This is a genomic window from Spongiibacter sp. UBA1325 (genome assembly GCF_002306875.1).
Taxonomy (GTDB): Bacteria; Pseudomonadota; Gammaproteobacteria; order Pseudomonadales; family Spongiibacteraceae; genus Spongiibacter; species Spongiibacter marinus.
Genome location: NZ_DBTD01000010.1, coordinates 795,478 through 811,443 on the forward strand (window position 1 = coordinate 795,478; position 15,966 = coordinate 811,443).

Here is a 15,966-nt window from a genome sequence, read left to right on the forward strand (position 1 = left end):
GGCATAACGCCTATGATAAGACAGCTACCATTTAAGGAACTATACGAAGTTTAATAAGCTTATATTTCATATTTGAAATTATATATGTATGACGATATCGCAATTTTTATCCATATCGCTCAGCAGGGCGGCCTCAGCAATGCAGCCAAGCATCTGGGGCTACCGCCAGCCACGGTGACCCGCCGACTGCAAAAATTGGAATACCAGCTGGGGTATAAATTGCTGCAGCGTTCAGCCCGCCAATGCGTGCTCACCGTCGACGGCGAGGCGCTATACCACGCCTACGCCGAATTAATCGAACAATTTGACCAAACACGTCAGCAGCTGCGCAGTGACATGCAACAGCTGCGCGGAAAGTTGCGAGTCCTCGCGCCAAGCAATATTTCTCACGGCACACTGCGCCCCATGTGGCTGGGCTTTACCCGCGCCTACCCCGACATTCAGCTCGAGCTGCAACTGAGCAACCAGCTGCAGGATATGATTAAAACCAAGGCAGATATCGCCCTGCGCATCGGCCCTCAAGCTGACTCGTCGCTGTATCAAAAGAAACTGGGGCAGATCGATAAGGTGGTAGTGGCGGCAGCCAGCTACCTGAACAAGGCCGGCGAGCCCCAGCACCCCAGCGAATTGAAAGACCACCGTTTAGTCGGCACCACCATTTCCAGCAAATGGACACTGCGCCACGTTGAGACAGGGAACCTTCAGGAAATCCTCCCGCGTTTTGTCGCTCAGTTTAACGACACCACTTTCGCCAAATACATGGCTGTCGACGCGCAGGGGATCACATTGCTGCCGCTCAGCGAGGTGAAACCCGAGCTCGACTCCGGGCAGCTGGTGCAAGTCCTGCGCCAGTGGCAGGGGGAGCCGCGGGAGCTCTTTGCGGTGTGGCCAAGCGGCCGTCTATTGAGCGCCAAGGCGAAGTGCCTGCGTGACTATATGGCTGAATACATCGCGCGCCACTTGTCCTGAAACACGCTGCACGCCATCGGCAATGCCTTGACCGTATTCGTCATTACGGTGCCGAGAGGCCATCATTATACTGGGCGAATCACTGACAGGAGCCCACTATGGAAGTCCAAGATAAACTGAATGCCGTGCAGCGCTATGTCGATGCCTTTGAAACGGCGGACATCAACATTATTAAAGAACTCTACGCCGCCGATGCGACAGTCGAAGACCCCGTGGGAAGCGACATTCACAATGGTATCGACGCGATTGTGGCATTTTATGAGGGCGCACTCAGCGCAGGGATTAAATTGCAACTGAGCGGCACGCCGCGCTGTGCAGGCAGCGAAGTGGCCTTCCCTTTTCAAGTGAAGGGGCCAGGCATGAGTATCGATGTGATTGATGTGTTCAAATTTAATGCCGAAGGCAAAGTCGTGTCTATGCGCGCCTTCTGGGGCCCGGAAAATATGGCCAGCTAATCATTCCAACCGAAAAAAAGGCGCCCAAGGGCGCCTTTTTTACTGGCCAAGTCGCAACTACAAACTCAACACTTTCTCGCCGCGGGCAATACCCGACACACCACTGCGCACTACTTCCATAATGGCAGCTTCGCCAACAGCCTCCAGGAAGGAGTCCAGTTTGTCCGCTGCGCCGGTCACCTGAATGGTGTAGACACTGGGGCCGACGTCGACAATCTGTCCGCGGAAGATGTCAGTGCAACGCTTGATCTCAGCGCGCTGCGCACCTGTCGCCCGCACTTTCACCAACATCAGCTCGCGCTCAATGTGCGCACCCTCTGACAAATCGACCAACTTCACCACATCAACCAAGCGATTGAGATGCTTGGTGATCTGCTCGATCTTGTGATCGTCGCCAATCGTTGTCAGCGTTAGCCGCGACATCGTTGGGTCTTCAGTCGGCGCCACATTCAGCGTTTCGATGTTGTAGCCGCGCTGAGAGAACAGCCCGACAACACGCGACAGTGCGCCGGGCTCATTTTCCATAAGTACTGAAATAATCCGCCGCATTAGGTTCGCTCCGTTTTGTTCAACCACATGTCGCGCATCGAGCCATTCGGGGCCACGTGCATGGGATACACGTGCTCGTGCGGGTCGACATGAATGTCCATGAATACCAACTCATTCTTGCGGGCGAAGACTTCTTTCATCGCCTCTTCCAGATCACTCAGCTGCGTGACCTTAACCCCCGAGTGCTGGTAGGCCTCGGCCAGCTTGATAAAGTCTGGCAATGAGTCTTCATAGACACTTTCTGAGTAGCGACCGTCGTACTGCATGTCCTGCCACTGCTTAACCATGCCCAAGTAGCCGTTGTACAAGTTCAAGATTTTCACGGGAATCTTGTACTGCGCACAGGTAGACAGCTCCTGAATATTCATCTGAATACTGCCCTCGCCGGTAACGCAGGCAACGTCCGCATCCGGGAAGGCCAACTTAACACCCATCGCGGCTGGCAGGCCAAAGCCCATCGTTCCCAAACCACCGGAGTTGATCCAGCGGCGCGGCTCGTCGAACTTGTAGTACTGCGCGGCAAACATTTGGTGCTGACCTACGTCCGAGGTCACAAAGGCCTTGCCACCGGTTACCTTGCACAGCGTCTCGATAACCTGCTGAGGTTTGATGTAGGGCGTTGTCGTATCGTAGCGCGGCGCCGTCCACAGGCCGTGGTGGTCACGCCACTCGTCGATCTGCTTCCACCAGTGACCCAGCGCATCTTGATCCGGCAGCGTCGGTTCCTCGGCCCGCAGCTCACGCACCAGCGCAATCAATTCAGTTAACACCGAATCGACGGGGCCAACGATGGGAACATCGGCGTTGACCGTTTTAGAGATCGCCGCTGGATCGATATCGATGTGAATGATCTTGGCACCCGGGCAGAACTTGCTCGTGGTGTTCGTCACCCGGTCATCAAAGCGCGCGCCTACCGCCAGAATCACATCGCTGTGATGCATGGCGTTATTGGCTTCATAGAAACCGTGCATCCCGAGCATCCCCAGGAACTGGCGATCACTGCCAGGATAGGCACCAAGGCCCATAAGCGTATTGGTAACAGGGAAGTTCAACTCCTGGGCCAACTCGCGCAGCTGCGGTGAGGCATTGCCTTGTACCACACCACCGCCCGCGTAAATAACCGGACGCTTGGCCGCCAGCAGCAGGCTCGCCGCCTTTTTAATTTGCCCACTGTGCCCACGGCTCGCCGGCGTGTAGGACCGCAGCTTCACCTTCTTCGGGTAGTTGTACTCGTACTTGTCATGGGGGTTGGTGAGATCTTTCGGCAGATCCACAACAACCGGCCCGGGGCGACCGCTGGAGGCGATATAAAACGCCTTCTTGATCATCTCGGGGATCTCTTCGGTTTTCGTCACCTGGAAGCTGTGCTTCACAATCGGCCGCGAAATACCGAGCATGTCGGTTTCCTGGAAGGCATCCTCACCGATCAGGTGACTCATCACCTGCCCGGAAAGTACCACCATCGGAATAGAATCCATATACGCCGTGGCAATACCGGTAATGGCATTGGTGGCTCCGGGGCCGGATGTCACCAGCACCACACCGGGTTTACCCGTGGCACGGGCATAACCGTCTGCCGCATGGGTGGCCGCCTGCTCATGGCGCACCAGAATATGCGGCACCTTACAACTTTTGAAAAGCGCATCGTAAATATGTAATACCGCACCGCCGGGATAGCCGAAGATGAACTCAACACCTTCGTCTTCCAAAGCACGTGCGATCATTTCGCCGCCAGATAACAACTCCACTGAAAGACCCTCGCTTCAGTTTGAAACTTAAATTCCGTCGCCACGCCTCCGGCTGCCCACCGGAAACGCTCAATGTGAACGCCTAGATGCCGAAACACATACCTTCCGAGCACATTTGCTGGTGCTCGGGCGAATCGCCTAATGCCGCTGCTAGCGGCTATCTTTGCTTTGCGGGGTACGCAAAGCGGGCAATCTCGCAACACAGGTCATGTGTCTGCAGAGTGAATGGAACTACCTTGAGTAGCAGTGCAACAGCTTTAGTCACACTCTGTATATTGGCCGCAGGTAAGCAGCGCGGAAAACAGCCATCGCCACCCTAATTGGGAGGACGGTATATTTTTTAACCTCACCTGTTTTTTGTCAAGGCAATGGGTGCGCCAAGACCGTGTTTTTTCTGGCAATCTGGCTGTTTTGTGGTTTTGTGACAGCGCTTTTTGCGGCCCCGCTAGAATCTGCCATAATCAGCCCATCAATTATGTTGTTGTGGCCGCTGAATATGCGCAGAAATTTGCTGTTTTTATCCCTGATAAGTGTGAGCTTATTGACCAGCCACGCCGCCCTTGCGGCCAAGTCCGGTTACTACCGCTGGACCGATGCAGAGGGCGAGGTGCACTTCAGCCAAAAACCCCCGGTAGGGAAAGCCTACGAGTTTATCGAATCGCAAACCGGCAAACGCTCAGCCGCGACTGAAAGCGCTAACGATTCAACAACGCCCCCACCTGAGTCCGAGCAGGACTTAGCCCCGGACGCAAAAATGGAAGTGCTTCCGCCCAAGGACCCGGCAATTTGCCAGCAGGCGAAAAGCAATATGCAATCACTGAATGCCGCCGGGGCGCGAATTCGCGCAACCGGGAAGAATGGCGAAGTCCGCTACCTGACGCCGGAAGAGATTGAAGTGCAAAAACTGCGCGCTCAAGACGCGATTAAAGTGCACTGCGAATAACGCGCTCTGTTAAACACGTTGCCACGCCCACCACAATCCTGTGGCGGCAACCGCAAGTAATACAGCGGGATATCCCCAGCGGGTATAAAAGGGCTTTTTCTGGCAGTACACCAGAAGGGGTACCAGAGCCACCGTTACCACTAATTGCGCCGCCTCCACACCAATATTGAAACTGGCTAATGCCAGAACCGCACTGCTGCCCTCATCCATTAATCCGGCCAACATACTGGCAAAGCCAAAGCCGTGAATGAGCCCAAACACCCCCGCCAGCTGCCATTGAAACCGGTGGCGTTCGCCGACCAAGGCGGCCAACGCCGCAACGCTTATTGATAGCGCGATGACTATTTCGACAGGCTGAATGGGTAGCTGCCACCAACCCAGGGTTGCTGCAGTTAACGTAATACTGTGAGATACCGTAAAAGCCGTCACAACGCCTGCGCAGCGCCATAGCAACGGTCTAAGCGACTCATCTGAGGAGGATGCCCTTACCAGAGGCAATAGCAAAGCCAACAAGAAAAGAAGGTGGTCGTAGCCCAACACCATATGCAGGACACCTTCCTTGAAGAAGGCGGTTACGGTCGCCCAGGGCCCATGAGACTGCAAAGCCAAGGTTCTTTCGGAAGGTGTCAGTACACCGAGCAGCGGCTGCTCTGCCACATCATTGCGGTAGAGCAGCCTGTGAAGTGGATCGACATCAAAGAGCAAGTCGTAATTCAGCGTCAGCCTGTCCGGTTCAGCAAAACAAGGTGACTTAAGCTCCCATGCTGCATAGTACTCGCCACTGTGGCTCGCTACGCCCAGGCGTTGTAATTTGAGGGGGCAATCGCCACCTTCCCGCGTTACACGTATACCTTCTAGAACAGACGCCTCAAGCCCCATCGCCGCACCGCGAAGCTCCTTGGCTGTCACCCGTCCATCCACCGGATTTGTATCTAGATCGTAGGTTCGCTGCAGATCTTCCACAGCAATATCGAGCCGCCATTGCTCCGAAGCGATATACAGATAACTGTCACTATTTTTATGCGCAAATAAGCTGGTACTGGCAAAGCAAAGAAAGAGAGCAAACCACCGACTCATTGTTGTGCTCCCTCTGCCGACCGACTGCGCGCCAGTAACTGCTCGTCCGGCCATTCGCGCTGCTCTTGCCAATTACTGCTAGCAACACGCAAAGCCAGTTGCGGCTTGTCTACAACATCGAGCAAAAAGTGCGCATAAGCACGCTTGTGGAGCCGCTCCCCGCGCCACTGAGCATCCTCAAACTTTTCGAGGAGTTCTTCCTTGAGCTGTAAATACTGCTTTTTGTGATCCACTGCGTTGGTTGCTGCCAGACTTTTTAGCGCGACTGCGCGACAAGTGAGTACGCCATCTGAGAGCGCTCCCTCGCTGATATCCAGTACCAACGCGTACTCACGCTGCTGCAATGCCGCAAGGCAAAAACGATCACGCACGTATTGATCACCTGGCGACAGCGCAGCGGCGGAGCGCCATAGCGAGAGCGCATCTGCACGGCGCCCCCGGTCAGCCAAGTCAGCCAGGCTGACCAATGACCAGTGTAATCCAGGGCCTGTGCCTTGCAGCATTTTTGCTCTTACGAGACCTTGCAGCGCCTCGAAAGCTTGCTCAATATCACTGGTGAGACCGCGCAAGTATTCGCGGCATGCTTGGGAATACAACGTTGGACTGACGACGCCCAGTTTCTCACAGTGCGATTTCGCAGCGTTGTATTCACCTCGCACAACGGCCAAATTCATGAGGGAAAGCAGCGTTTGCTCGTAGGGGCCATCGACTTCAGCCTCGCCTGCATTGCTAAGCACTTGCCATGCACTTTCGAGACCTCGCTGGGCCTCGTCAAACTTGTGAAGGCTCTCAGCAATTTGAGCCGTTAAAAAGTGAAACCGCCATTTCAGAAGAGGAGAAAGAGTCGTAGGCGGCTCTAATTTGGCTAATACGCCGCTGGCCTCGCCCAATCGCCGGGGGTTACCCTCACGCCGGTATTGCTGAAGATAATCTTGCACCTGAGCCAGCTGCTCTGCAGGCGGTCGATCTGCACTATCCACAGACTCAGTCTTAGCCTCAACGGTGATTAGTTCGGTACTCGGCGCGGGCCAGGACGCGGGGGGGAAGGCGTATATACTCGCGCTAAAAAAGCCGATAAAAGCGGTAAGGATGAGTCCTTTCATATTATTTACTCAATAGTAAAAGGGGCAGCCCAGCTGCCCCTGCCTGCCAGTAGACTGGCTAGCGAATAAAGCCGTCGAAAGACTGTTTATCCAGTGTTTCAGGCTTAATATCGTTGACCTCCACAGGTGCGTCATTCGGCTCCTGAGAAAAGGCCTGTGCAAAAGTGACAGCAAAGACGCCATCGCGCTTGGCTTGCGCAGGTCCATCGCCGTCGTCGTCAAGTGAGCACGCCGACACCGCTGCCGCCACAATTGCTATTACGAGTCGCTTTTTCATAGGTAAAGTCCTCGTATTATTCAGGGTGAGCCCGCAATGGGCGTAGCGAGGTAGGGGAAGCCACCGAGGTAATCAAAGCGGTCGGGCTTCGCCCCGTCATTGACGACGGCGCCAGCATTCACCACCGCCGGTGCTGCTCCTGACAAATCGCATGTCTGCAAGCCATTAGGGTTGGCCGCGGTAATCGCGCCTTCAGCAACACTTAACGCAATGTCGACGACATCATCGACTGGGCGACGCCCATTTGGGAAGCCCGCTAAGTCACAATCTAAAAAGCCCAACTCCCCCTGACTCACTAACGCCGTTGGCGCAATCGCGGTATTCAAGCGAAGCATTTCGCCCGGCTGTGCGGCAGCGGCTTGGTTCAGGCCGTTAACACCGGTCACGAATGCCGCGAGCAAATCGCTTCGCGGAGTGTCGGGTACGACCGTTGCACCGGGGAACAGAACATCCACCAAGACTGGTAATGTGGGATACAACACATAGGCGCCGAAGTTTTCGACATCATCTTTTGGATGGCTGGCGTTAAACTTATCTTTGTCGGTGATCCCGATGACGACTTCATTAACTAGCGGGCTACCCAGACGAGACACCTGAGTCCAGGCACCACCCTCCACACTGGGCCCCTGCCCGTCAGCCGAGGCAGTCGGCCCAACGGGCTTGGAGTTCAGCAATCGTGCCTGTGGCTTGCTTGCCGTTGTCCAGGCACCAATAACGGTTTCGCTGCCAGCGGTCACACAACTGATCGGCAGCTCAAGCGCCAGCGACGTTACGTTTTTATCAGCGATTGTATTTGAAGCGCTGTCTCGAGCACCAAGAGGGTTGAGATTCACTTGATCGAAGACTTGACCCAGGTTTACAACAAATCCTTCTTGGCGCTGGCCGACAAACATCTTGCCAGGAGACATGCACCCGGGAATATTAATATCGTATACGAACTGCGAGGCGTAGCCCTCGTAGTCAGGAATGGTCTTGTTGCCGATATTGTCCACCGGCTTTGCGAAGCTTGTAGAACCATCAGCCAGATTCGAAACCGGCGTCGCGTTACCGCTGCGGCGTGGTCCGGCAACCAGCCCCACAGAGAAAGTCTCTACGACATTCAGCAAGCCCGTACTCGTGCCACTGCCACCGCCCACGGCGGCTAACGGCACCTGTACCAAAATGTCATTGCCCTGATCGTCCTCACCGGTTTTAACCGTACCCGCATCAATCAGTCCCGCCGCTGACGCTTGACCGTAGTCGTTACTGAACTGAAACTGAAACGTCAGGTCCTCAACAGCGTCGCCATCATTGTCTATGTGAATTTCATAGAGCGCTTGCGGGTCCATAGTGAAGTAATTTGGGCCACCGTAGGCGTCTTGGAGTGGCTGATAATTGGCGATCAACGTCACGAATCCGTCACGCCCAGCCTCGTAACTGCGGAACATATAGAAATCGGTACCGTCGACCTTGGGAGAAGACGCTATGAACGGCGCTTCTCGGTGGCTTGACGCTAGCACTTGGGAACTAAATATCGTCCCGAGCACAGCTAGTGCCAGGCCACTCTTGACAGGGGAACCCATAATATCACCTCGATTTCGTACACGGTTTTATAATTGTTTGCCGTTACGGCGTACGCTATGAACCAGCGTTTCGATCACCAGATGAATGGATAGGGCAAAAAAAAGCCCGGTGGGAGCCGGGCAACTGATAAGGGTGGGTATGTTTTGTCGCAGGTCTACTGTAGCGTAGCCGCCTTAAATGCCAATTGATCTCCATCAAGTTCTGCGCGAATTTGCTGGCCCGGGGTAAACTCCCCCTGCAGCAGACGCTGCGCCAAGGGGTTTTCCAGCTGTTGCTGTATCGCACGCTTGAGCGGGCGGGCACCAAATACGGGGTCAAAGCCCACATCCGCCAGGCGATCCATCACCGCATCGCTGAGCACCAGTGACAGTTCCCGCTCTGCCAACCGTTTATTGAGTATACCCAGCTGGATATGCGCGATTTCACGCACTTGCTCTCTGCCCAGCGGCTCGAATACCACAAGCTCATCGACGCGGTTAACAAACTCTGGACGGAAGTGGCCGGATACCACGTCGAGCACCGCGGAACGAATCGCCGGGTAGTCGCTACCGCCGCGCGTCATTTCCTGAATCACATCGGAACCCAAGTTCGAGGTCATCACGATCACCGTGTTGCGGAAATCCACCGTGCGGCCCTGACCATCGGTCAGGCGGCCATCGTCGAGCACCTGCAGCAGGATGTTGAACACATCGGGGTGGGCCTTTTCAACCTCATCCAGCAACAACAGTGAATAAGGGCGACGACGCACCGCCTCAGTAAGGTAACCGCCCTCTTCATAGCCGACGTAGCCCGGAGGCGCACCAATTAAGCGAGCGACTGAGTGCTTCTCCATAAACTCCGACATATCGATACGGACCATCGCCTCTTCGCTGTCATACAGGAAGGTTGCCAGCGCCTTGCACAGCTCGGTTTTACCCACACCGGTTGGCCCCAGGAACAGGAACGAGCCATTGGGGCGATTCGGGTCACTCAGGCCCGCGCGACTGCGGCGCACCGCATTGGAAACGGCGTCCACCGCTTCGCTCTGGCCGACAACGCGTTTGTGCAGCGCCTCCTCCATGCGCAGCAGCTTGTCTTTTTCGCCCTCCAGCATCTTACTGATGGGAATACCCGTCCAGCGCGATACCACCTCGGCGACTTCCTCGTCCGAGACCTTGTTACGCAGCAGCTGCATTTCGCCGTGCTCTGCGGCATCTGCCGATGCAAGACGCTTTTCCATATCGGGGATCACGCCGTACTGCAGCTCCGACATCTTGGTTAGGTCGCCACTGCGACGCGCGGCCTCCAGGTCCAGCTTAGCTTGCTCGAGCTCACTCTTAATCTGCGCGCTGCCGTGCAGGGTCGCCTTCTCAGCCTTCCAAACTTCGTCGAGATCGGCGAATTCCTTCTCCACTTTATCGATATCGGCATTGAGCAAGGCGAGTTGCTTCTTAGCCGCCTCATCGTCGTCTTTCTTCACCGCTTCACGCTGAATTTTCAGTTGAATCAAGCGGCGCTCCAGCTTGTCCATCACCTCGGGCTTGGAGTCGATCTCCATGCGAATACGGCTGGCCGCCTCGTCGATCAGGTCGATGGCTTTATCCGGCAACTGGCGGTCGGTGATGTATCGCTGCGACAGCTTGGTCGCCGCAATAATGGCGGAGTCAGTAATGTCGACGCCGTGGTGCACCTCGTAGCGCTCTTTCAGGCCACGCAGTATCGCGATGGTGTCCTCTTCAGAGGGTTCGTCCACCAAGACTTTTTGGAAACGACGTTCAAGCGCCGCATCTTTTTCGATGTACTGACGGTATTCGTCCAAGGTTGTGGCGCCCACACAGTGCAGCTCACCGCGCGCCAGCGCAGGTTTGAGCATATTGCCTGCGTCCATCGCGCCGTCAGCTTTACCGGCACCGACCATGGTGTGCAGTTCATCAATAAACAGGATGACCCGCCCCTCTTCCTTGGCGAGTTCGTTAAGCACCGACTTCAGGCGCTCTTCAAAGTCACCGCGAAATTTGGCGCCGGCAAGCAGTGCCCCCAAATCCAGAGACAGCACGCGCTTGTCTTTTAAGCCCTCGGGCACCTCACCGTTAATAATGCGCTGCGCCAAGCCCTCAACGATGGCAGTTTTACCCACGCCCGGCTCGCCGATCAGCACCGGATTGTTCTTGGTACGGCGCTGCAACACTTGAATTGTGCGGCGAATTTCATCGTCACGGCCGATCACCGGATCCAGCTTGCCCGACTCAGCGCGCTCGGTCAGATCAATGGTGTATTTATCCAAGGCCTGACGATTTTCCTCGGCCGATGCGTCGTTCACCGACTGCCCTCCTCGCAATTGTTCTATCACGGATTCAAGGCGGCTTTTCTCTATGCCAGCCGCTTTCATCACTTTGCTAATCGACGTCGCCGACTCCAGCATCGCCAACACCACAAGCTCGCTGGAAATGTAGGCATCGCCGCGTTGTTGGGAAAGTTTGTCGCTGATATTAAATACCCGCGCCAGGCCCTGCGACACATGAACATCGCCAGGGTTGCCCTCGACTCGGGGTAGCTTGTCCAGGGCGTCATTGACCGCAGCGTCCAGCGCAGCGGCATTCGCCCCCGCCTGGCTGAGCATGGGTTTAACCGCGCCGCCGGACTGTTTTAACATCGCCGCCAACAGGTGCTCGGCTTCAATATATTGGTGGTCGCGTCCCAGCGCCAAGGATTGGGCATCTTGCAGCGCGGTTTGCAGTGAGTTGGTAAATCGATCTATACGCATTCGCGGCTCTCCATCCATGCGGCCCAGCTCACGCAGAGCGATAACCGCACTATTAATAAGGTCTTTCTACTTATTAGATGGGGATGCTTCGCTGGCTTTCAAGCCTGACTGGAGAGATTTTTAGTTGTCGCGCAACAGAATAATGCTGGCCTGGCGCCCACACTGGGGCTGTCGCCGATAGGAGTAGAACAGGTCCTCGTCGGCCACCGTGCAGTACTCTCCTCCATAGATGGCGTCGACACCGAGCGATTTCAACTGCAGCCGCGCTAATTGATACAAATCGGCGAGATATTTTCCAGAATAACCGTCTACCGGCACAAAGGCGGCGCGAATGGCCGCGGTATCCGGGCCGGAAAATTCGCACTCAAACGCTTGTAGCACCTCTTCGCCAACTTCAAAGTGTTTAGGGGAAATCGCGGGCCCCAACCACGCCATTAATTGCTGAGCGGGGCGATCAAAGGCGGCAACGGCATTGGCGACCACACCGCTACACAGACCGCGCCAACCTGCGTGAACAGCGGCCACCTGACGCCCTGACCGGTCGCAGAGCAACACCGGCAGGCAGTCGGCGGTTAATACGGCCAGCGCCTGGCCAATGTCCGTTGTGATGGCGGCATCGGCATCGGGCAGCGCCTGCACATCGGCCTGAGATCGATACACGGCAGTGCCGTGGGTTTGGTTCAGCCATTGAATACGACGCAAGCCCTGCGGCTGCAATTGGTGGAAAAGCGCCGCGCGGTTTGCGGCGACCGCCAGCGGCTTGTCGTGAACATGCTGGGCAAGATTAAAATCCGCATACGCCCCTTCACTGGCGCCGACAGTGCCCGCTGGCGCATGCCGCGTTGTGTTCAGCGCGACCACATTGTCGGGCGCTGGCCAGGCGGCGCGAATCACAACTTTTCCTCAGCATCCAATACGGCTAGTAGTGCTTGCATGTCGTCGGGCAAAGGCACTTCCCAGCTCATGGTATCGCCACTTATGGGGTGCTCGAGCTCAAGTTTACGGGCATGCAGCGCCTGCCGGGGAAAGCTGCGCAGCATATTCACCAGTTCATCGCTCGCACCTTTGGGCAGGCGCGGCCGACCGGCATAAGTGGCGTCACCCACCAAAGGGTGGCGAATATGGGCCATATGCACACGAATCTGGTGGGTGCGGCCGGTTTCAAGAAAACACCGCACATGGCAGTGGTCGCGATAACGTTTTTGCAGGCGATAATGCGTAATCGCCTCCTTGCCGCCAAACTGCACCACCGCCATTTTTGTGCGCTGCTGGGGGTGACGCCCCATTGGCTCCTCAACCTTACCCCCACCGGTCATGCTGCCCATCACAACGGCGTCGTATTCGCGGTGAACATCGCGCGCTTGCAGCTGCGCCACCAAGTCGGCGTGGGCTTGCAGCGTTTTGGCAACCACCATGAGCCCGGTGGTATCGCGGTCGAGACGGTGAACAATACCCGCGCGCGGCACGCTATCAATACTGGGACAGTGACTGAGCAGAGCATTCAGCAGGGTGCCGCTGGGATTACCGGCACCCGGGTGAACAACCAGGCCAGCGGGCTTATTGATCACGATAATATCGTCGTCTTCATAGACGATATCCAACGCTATCGCCTCGGCCTCAAAACGCCCCTCGGGTTGCAGCTCCGCTTGCAGGGTCAGCACGTCGCCTTCGTGAACCTTGTCCCGAGGACGGCAGCTGCTGTGATTGGCCGTTAATTGGCCGCCTTTTATCCAGCTTTGCAGGCGCGATCGCGAATATTCGGGGAACAAGGCGCTGGCGGCCTGGTCGAAACGCGCATAGTTGAGGTCGGCGGGAACGATTTCCTGGCGATTGATGGTTTCTGTCATAGTGATTCTCCGAGGCCTTCTTTATACCACTGACACGCTGTGGTTAAATAGCAGGCCCTCGCAAATGCGGGGTTCTTCCGCCATTTGGAACGGGTAAATGAAAGCGTTTAACAAGCTCCTAGCACTCCTTCTCATCGCCACCCTCGCGGGTTGCGCCAGCGAACCTGAACGACAGGAACTGTCGGAGCGGGAGATATACGAAACCGCGCAAGGCTACCTGAACAGCAAGAACTTTTCACTGGCTATTCAGAACCTGCAGCTTTTGGAAAGCCGCTACCCCTTCGGCCCCTATGCCGAACAAGCGCAGCTGGAGATTATCTACGCCTACTATCGCGGCGGTGACAACGAGGCAGCGATCGCTGCTGCCGATCGCTTTATTCGCCTGCACCCACAGCACGAGAAAGTCGATTACGCCTACTACATGCGCGGCCTCTCGAACTACACCGAGGGCGAGGGCCTGCTGGAGCGCTTCATCCCCACTGACATGACTCAGCGCGACCCGGGTTCGGCGATCCAATCCTTCGAAGATTTTCGTCAGCTGTTGCAGCGCTTTCCAAACAGCGTGTATGCCGACGATGCGCGCGCCCGGATGATCTACCTGCGCAACCGTCTCGCGCGCTACGAGATCAATGTGGCGAATTACTACTTCAAGCGCAAAGCCTACTTGGCCGCGGCCAACCGCGGGCGCTATGTTATCGAAAATTTGCCGCAAACGCCGGCAGTGCCCGATGCACTAGCGGTAATGGTGCAAGCCTATCTGCTGTTAGGCATGGATGATCTGGCGGAGCAGTCACTTGCCGTGTTGCGCAAGAACTATCCTGACCACCCCAACCTCGACAAAAACGGTAACTTCATCAGCGAAGTCGGTATCGAACAGGAAGGCTCATTTATCAATAAAGCCACCTTCGGCCTGTTTGACCGCTATGAGCCGCCGCGTTTTGACAACCGCAGCAAAAGTGAAGAATAGGTCGTCGCGACAGCTAGGTACAAAAAAGGGCGCCATAGGCGCCCTTTTTTATTTCCGGTCTATCAATCGCCAATCGGCCATTTCTGAGTGATGGGATAGCGACGGTCACGCCCGAAGCCTCTCTCGGTGATGCGCGTACCGATCGGTGCTTGCCGGCGCTTGTACTCGTTTAAATCGACAAGGCGCAGTACCCTGTACACGGTGTCGCGGTCAAAGCCATCGGCGATAATCGCTTCAGCGCTTTCATCGCGCTCGATATAGCGCTCCAGGATTTCATCCAGCGTATCGTAGGGCGGCAGGTTGTCTTCATCTTTCTGATCTGGCGCCAACTCGGCCGAGGGCGGCCTGTCGATAACGCGCTGCGGGATCGCTGGAGAGCGAGTATTGCGATAGCGAGCCAGTTCAAACACCCGGGTTTTGGCGACATCTTTCAGTACGTCAAAGCCACCGGCCATATCGCCGTATAGCGTCGAGTAGCCGACCGCCACTTCGCTTTTGTTGCCCGTGGTGAGGACCAAGTAGCCCTTTTTGTTGGAGATTGCCATCAACAGAACACCACGACAGCGGGCCTGTAGGTTCTGCTCCGTGGTATCGACCTGGGTGCCGGCAAACTCGTCTGCCAACGTCGCCATGAAGGCGTCGTACATCGGCTCGATCGACAGACAGGAGTAGCGCACACCCAACATATTCGCCTGTTCCTCGGCATCTTCAACGCTCATGGACGCCGTGTAGCGAAAGGGCATCATCACCGCCTCCACGCGCTCAGGGCCCAGCGCGTCTACGGCAATCGCCAGCGTCAAACCGGAATCAATACCGCCTGACAAACCCAACACCACGCCCTTAAAGCCATTTTTCTCAACGTAGTCGCGCACCCCCAGCACCAGCGTTTCGTAGACATCGTCCAGCACCGGCTTAAGGTCGGTCACCGCCCCTTCATCAATGCTCAGCGTGCCGTCCTGCCAATGTGCCGTAACACAGGCCAGATGCTCGACATAGGCGGGGCTTCGCGCCAGTAATTCGCCCTCTTTGGAAACCACCATTGACGCGCCATCAAACACCAGTTCGTCCTGCCCTCCCACCAAATTGCAGTAGACGATGGGCATGCCGCCTTGCCAGGCCCGTTGCGCCAGCAGGGCTTCGCGCTCTATCTGCTTACCCGCATGGAAGGGCGAGGCGCTCATATTCAACATCAGCTGTGCCCCGGCGGCTCTGGCAGCCGCGGTGGGGCCATCCTGCCAAATGTCTTCGCAAATACTCAGCGCCGTGGGCACACCAAACAGGTCAAAGACGACGCTTTCACGGCCTTCTTTGAAGTAGCGCTTTTCATCAAATACGCGGTAGTTCGGCAAACATTGCTTGTGGTATTCGTGGAGCAAACGGCCGCGGTAGAACACCCCGGCCGTGTTGTACAAACCCTGCTCTCGGCTGCGCGGATAGCCGACGACGATATAGGTCTCTTTCGCGGCGTTGGCAATGCGCGCCAACGCGCGCTCTACCCGATGGCTGATGCTGCTGCGCAGCAGCAAATCTTCGGGCGGATACCCCGTTACAACAAGCTCTGGGAACAATATGAGCTGGGGGTTGTGCGCCTGCATTGCCTGTTCAACGGCGTTGAGAATTTTGTCGGTGTTGCCTTCGATGTCCCCTACTACCGGGTTGATCTGAGCAGTAACAATACGAAGCGTGGTCATGAATCTGTGTATCCCCGTTAATAGGCGTTGGCTT

The 15,966-nt window shown here is 56.2% G+C and carries 14 protein-coding genes; 4 read left to right on the forward strand and 10 right to left on the reverse strand.

Going from position 1 to position 15,966, the window contains the following annotated elements; translation table 11 throughout:
• Positions 1–84 precede the first annotated feature (84 nt).
• Both B3K78_RS15610 and B3K78_RS15615 read left to right on the forward strand, forming a co-directional pair.
• Positions 85–969 (forward strand): LysR family transcriptional regulator, encoded by an 885-nt coding sequence (locus tag B3K78_RS15610; protein ID WP_286696166.1) that lies wholly within the window; start codon positions 85–87, stop codon positions 967–969.
• A 98-nt stretch (positions 970–1,067) separates the two neighbouring features.
• Positions 1,068–1,424 (forward strand): nuclear transport factor 2 family protein, encoded by a 357-nt coding sequence (locus tag B3K78_RS15615; RefSeq protein ID WP_027874224.1) that lies wholly within the window; start codon positions 1,068–1,070, stop codon positions 1,422–1,424.
• Positions 1,425–1,481: 57 nt separating this feature from the next.
• Here the strand turns inward: B3K78_RS15615 and ilvN are convergent, their stop codons facing one another.
• Together ilvN and B3K78_RS15625 are read right to left on the reverse strand one after the other, a co-directional pair.
• On the reverse strand, positions 1,482–1,973 hold the full coding sequence (gene ilvN / locus B3K78_RS15620; protein ID WP_022959484.1) for an acetolactate synthase small subunit: 492 nt from the start codon (positions 1,971–1,973) through the stop codon (positions 1,482–1,484).
• The gene (locus B3K78_RS15625; RefSeq protein WP_027874222.1) at positions 1,973–3,721 is read right to left on the reverse strand and encodes an acetolactate synthase 3 large subunit; all 1,749 of its coding nucleotides are present in this window, start codon (positions 3,719–3,721) and stop codon (positions 1,973–1,975) included. Before B3K78_RS15625 ends, ilvN begins: the two co-directional genes overlap by 1 nt.
• Positions 3,722–4,217: 496 nt before the next feature.
• On the opposite strand from B3K78_RS15625, the gene B3K78_RS15630 reads away from it, so the two are divergent.
• Entirely contained in the window at positions 4,218–4,664 is a 447-nt protein-coding gene (locus tag B3K78_RS15630; RefSeq protein ID WP_286696167.1) for a DUF4124 domain-containing protein, read from the forward strand.
• Positions 4,665–4,673: 9 nt separating this feature from the next.
• Here the strand turns inward: B3K78_RS15630 and B3K78_RS15635 are convergent, their stop codons facing one another.
• From B3K78_RS15635 to rluD, 7 genes are all read right to left on the reverse strand, one after another.
• Complete coding sequence (locus tag B3K78_RS15635; protein WP_286696168.1) at positions 4,674–5,741, reverse strand: HupE/UreJ family protein; 1,068 nt, start codon at positions 5,739–5,741, stop codon at positions 4,674–4,676.
• The gene (locus B3K78_RS15640) at positions 5,738–6,844 is read right to left on the reverse strand and encodes a hypothetical protein (protein WP_286696169.1); all 1,107 of its coding nucleotides are present in this window, start codon (positions 6,842–6,844) and stop codon (positions 5,738–5,740) included. The genes B3K78_RS15635 and B3K78_RS15640 overlap by 4 nt, the downstream gene beginning before the upstream one ends.
• A gap of 58 nt (positions 6,845–6,902) precedes the next feature.
• Positions 6,903–7,121, reverse strand: a complete 219-nt coding sequence (locus tag B3K78_RS15645; RefSeq protein ID WP_204996625.1) for a hypothetical protein — start codon at positions 7,119–7,121, stop codon at positions 6,903–6,905.
• A gap of 20 nt (positions 7,122–7,141) precedes the next feature.
• Positions 7,142–8,683: a DUF4331 domain-containing protein gene (locus B3K78_RS15650; protein WP_286696170.1), complete on the reverse strand. Its 1,542-nt coding sequence runs from the start codon at positions 8,681–8,683 to the stop codon at positions 7,142–7,144.
• Positions 8,684–8,838: 155 nt separating this feature from the next.
• The gene (clpB, locus tag B3K78_RS15655) at positions 8,839–11,427 is read right to left on the reverse strand and encodes an ATP-dependent chaperone ClpB (protein WP_286696171.1); all 2,589 of its coding nucleotides are present in this window, start codon (positions 11,425–11,427) and stop codon (positions 8,839–8,841) included.
• Between the two features lie 120 nt (positions 11,428–11,547).
• A complete protein-coding gene (gene pgeF / locus B3K78_RS15660) occupies positions 11,548–12,321 on the reverse strand; it encodes a peptidoglycan editing factor PgeF (RefSeq protein ID WP_286696172.1) in 774 nt (257 codons plus the stop codon).
• Positions 12,318–13,274: a 23S rRNA pseudouridine(1911/1915/1917) synthase RluD gene (rluD, locus tag B3K78_RS15665; RefSeq protein ID WP_027874215.1), complete on the reverse strand. Its 957-nt coding sequence runs from the start codon at positions 13,272–13,274 to the stop codon at positions 12,318–12,320. Before rluD ends, pgeF begins: the two co-directional genes overlap by 4 nt.
• Positions 13,275–13,371: 97 nt before the next feature.
• On the opposite strand from rluD, the gene bamD reads away from it, so the two are divergent.
• Positions 13,372–14,241, forward strand: coding sequence for an outer membrane protein assembly factor BamD (bamD, locus tag B3K78_RS15670; RefSeq protein WP_027874214.1), 870 nt, complete (start codon positions 13,372–13,374; stop codon positions 14,239–14,241).
• A 62-nt stretch (positions 14,242–14,303) separates the two neighbouring features.
• Here the strand turns inward: bamD and B3K78_RS15675 are convergent, their stop codons facing one another.
• On the reverse strand, positions 14,304–15,932 hold the full coding sequence (locus B3K78_RS15675; RefSeq protein ID WP_286696173.1) for an NAD+ synthase: 1,629 nt from the start codon (positions 15,930–15,932) through the stop codon (positions 14,304–14,306).
• Positions 15,933–15,966: the final 34 nt, after the last annotated feature.

What these genes read in the sequence shown, in the direction of transcription:
- B3K78_RS15615 (WP_027874224.1), top strand. Translation starts at nt 1,068, where the DNA reads ATGGAAGTCCAAGATAAACTGAATGCCGTGCAGCGCTATGTCGATGCC.
- B3K78_RS15645 (WP_204996625.1), bottom strand. Translation starts at nt 7,121, where the DNA reads ATGAAAAAGCGACTCGTAATAGCAATTGTGGCGGCAGCGGTGTCGGCG.
- B3K78_RS15650 (WP_286696170.1), bottom strand. Translation starts at nt 8,683, where the DNA reads ATGGGTTCCCCTGTCAAGAGTGGCCTGGCACTAGCTGTGCTCGGGACG.
- B3K78_RS15635 (WP_286696168.1), bottom strand. Translation starts at nt 5,741, where the DNA reads ATGAGTCGGTGGTTTGCTCTCTTTCTTTGCTTTGCCAGTACCAGCTTA.
- B3K78_RS15640 (WP_286696169.1), bottom strand. Translation starts at nt 6,844, where the DNA reads ATGAAAGGACTCATCCTTACCGCTTTTATCGGCTTTTTTAGCGCGAGT.
- clpB (WP_286696171.1), bottom strand. Translation starts at nt 11,427, where the DNA reads ATGCGTATAGATCGATTTACCAACTCACTGCAAACCGCGCTGCAAGAT.
- rluD (WP_027874215.1), bottom strand. Translation starts at nt 13,274, where the DNA reads ATGACAGAAACCATCAATCGCCAGGAAATCGTTCCCGCCGACCTCAAC.
- B3K78_RS15610 (WP_286696166.1), top strand. Translation starts at nt 85, where the DNA reads ATGTATGACGATATCGCAATTTTTATCCATATCGCTCAGCAGGGCGGC.
- B3K78_RS15675 (WP_286696173.1), bottom strand. Translation starts at nt 15,932, where the DNA reads ATGACCACGCTTCGTATTGTTACTGCTCAGATCAACCCGGTAGTAGGG.
- ilvN (WP_022959484.1), bottom strand. Translation starts at nt 1,973, where the DNA reads ATGCGGCGGATTATTTCAGTACTTATGGAAAATGAGCCCGGCGCACTG.
- B3K78_RS15630 (WP_286696167.1), top strand. Translation starts at nt 4,218, where the DNA reads ATGCGCAGAAATTTGCTGTTTTTATCCCTGATAAGTGTGAGCTTATTG.
- bamD (WP_027874214.1), top strand. Translation starts at nt 13,372, where the DNA reads ATGAAAGCGTTTAACAAGCTCCTAGCACTCCTTCTCATCGCCACCCTC.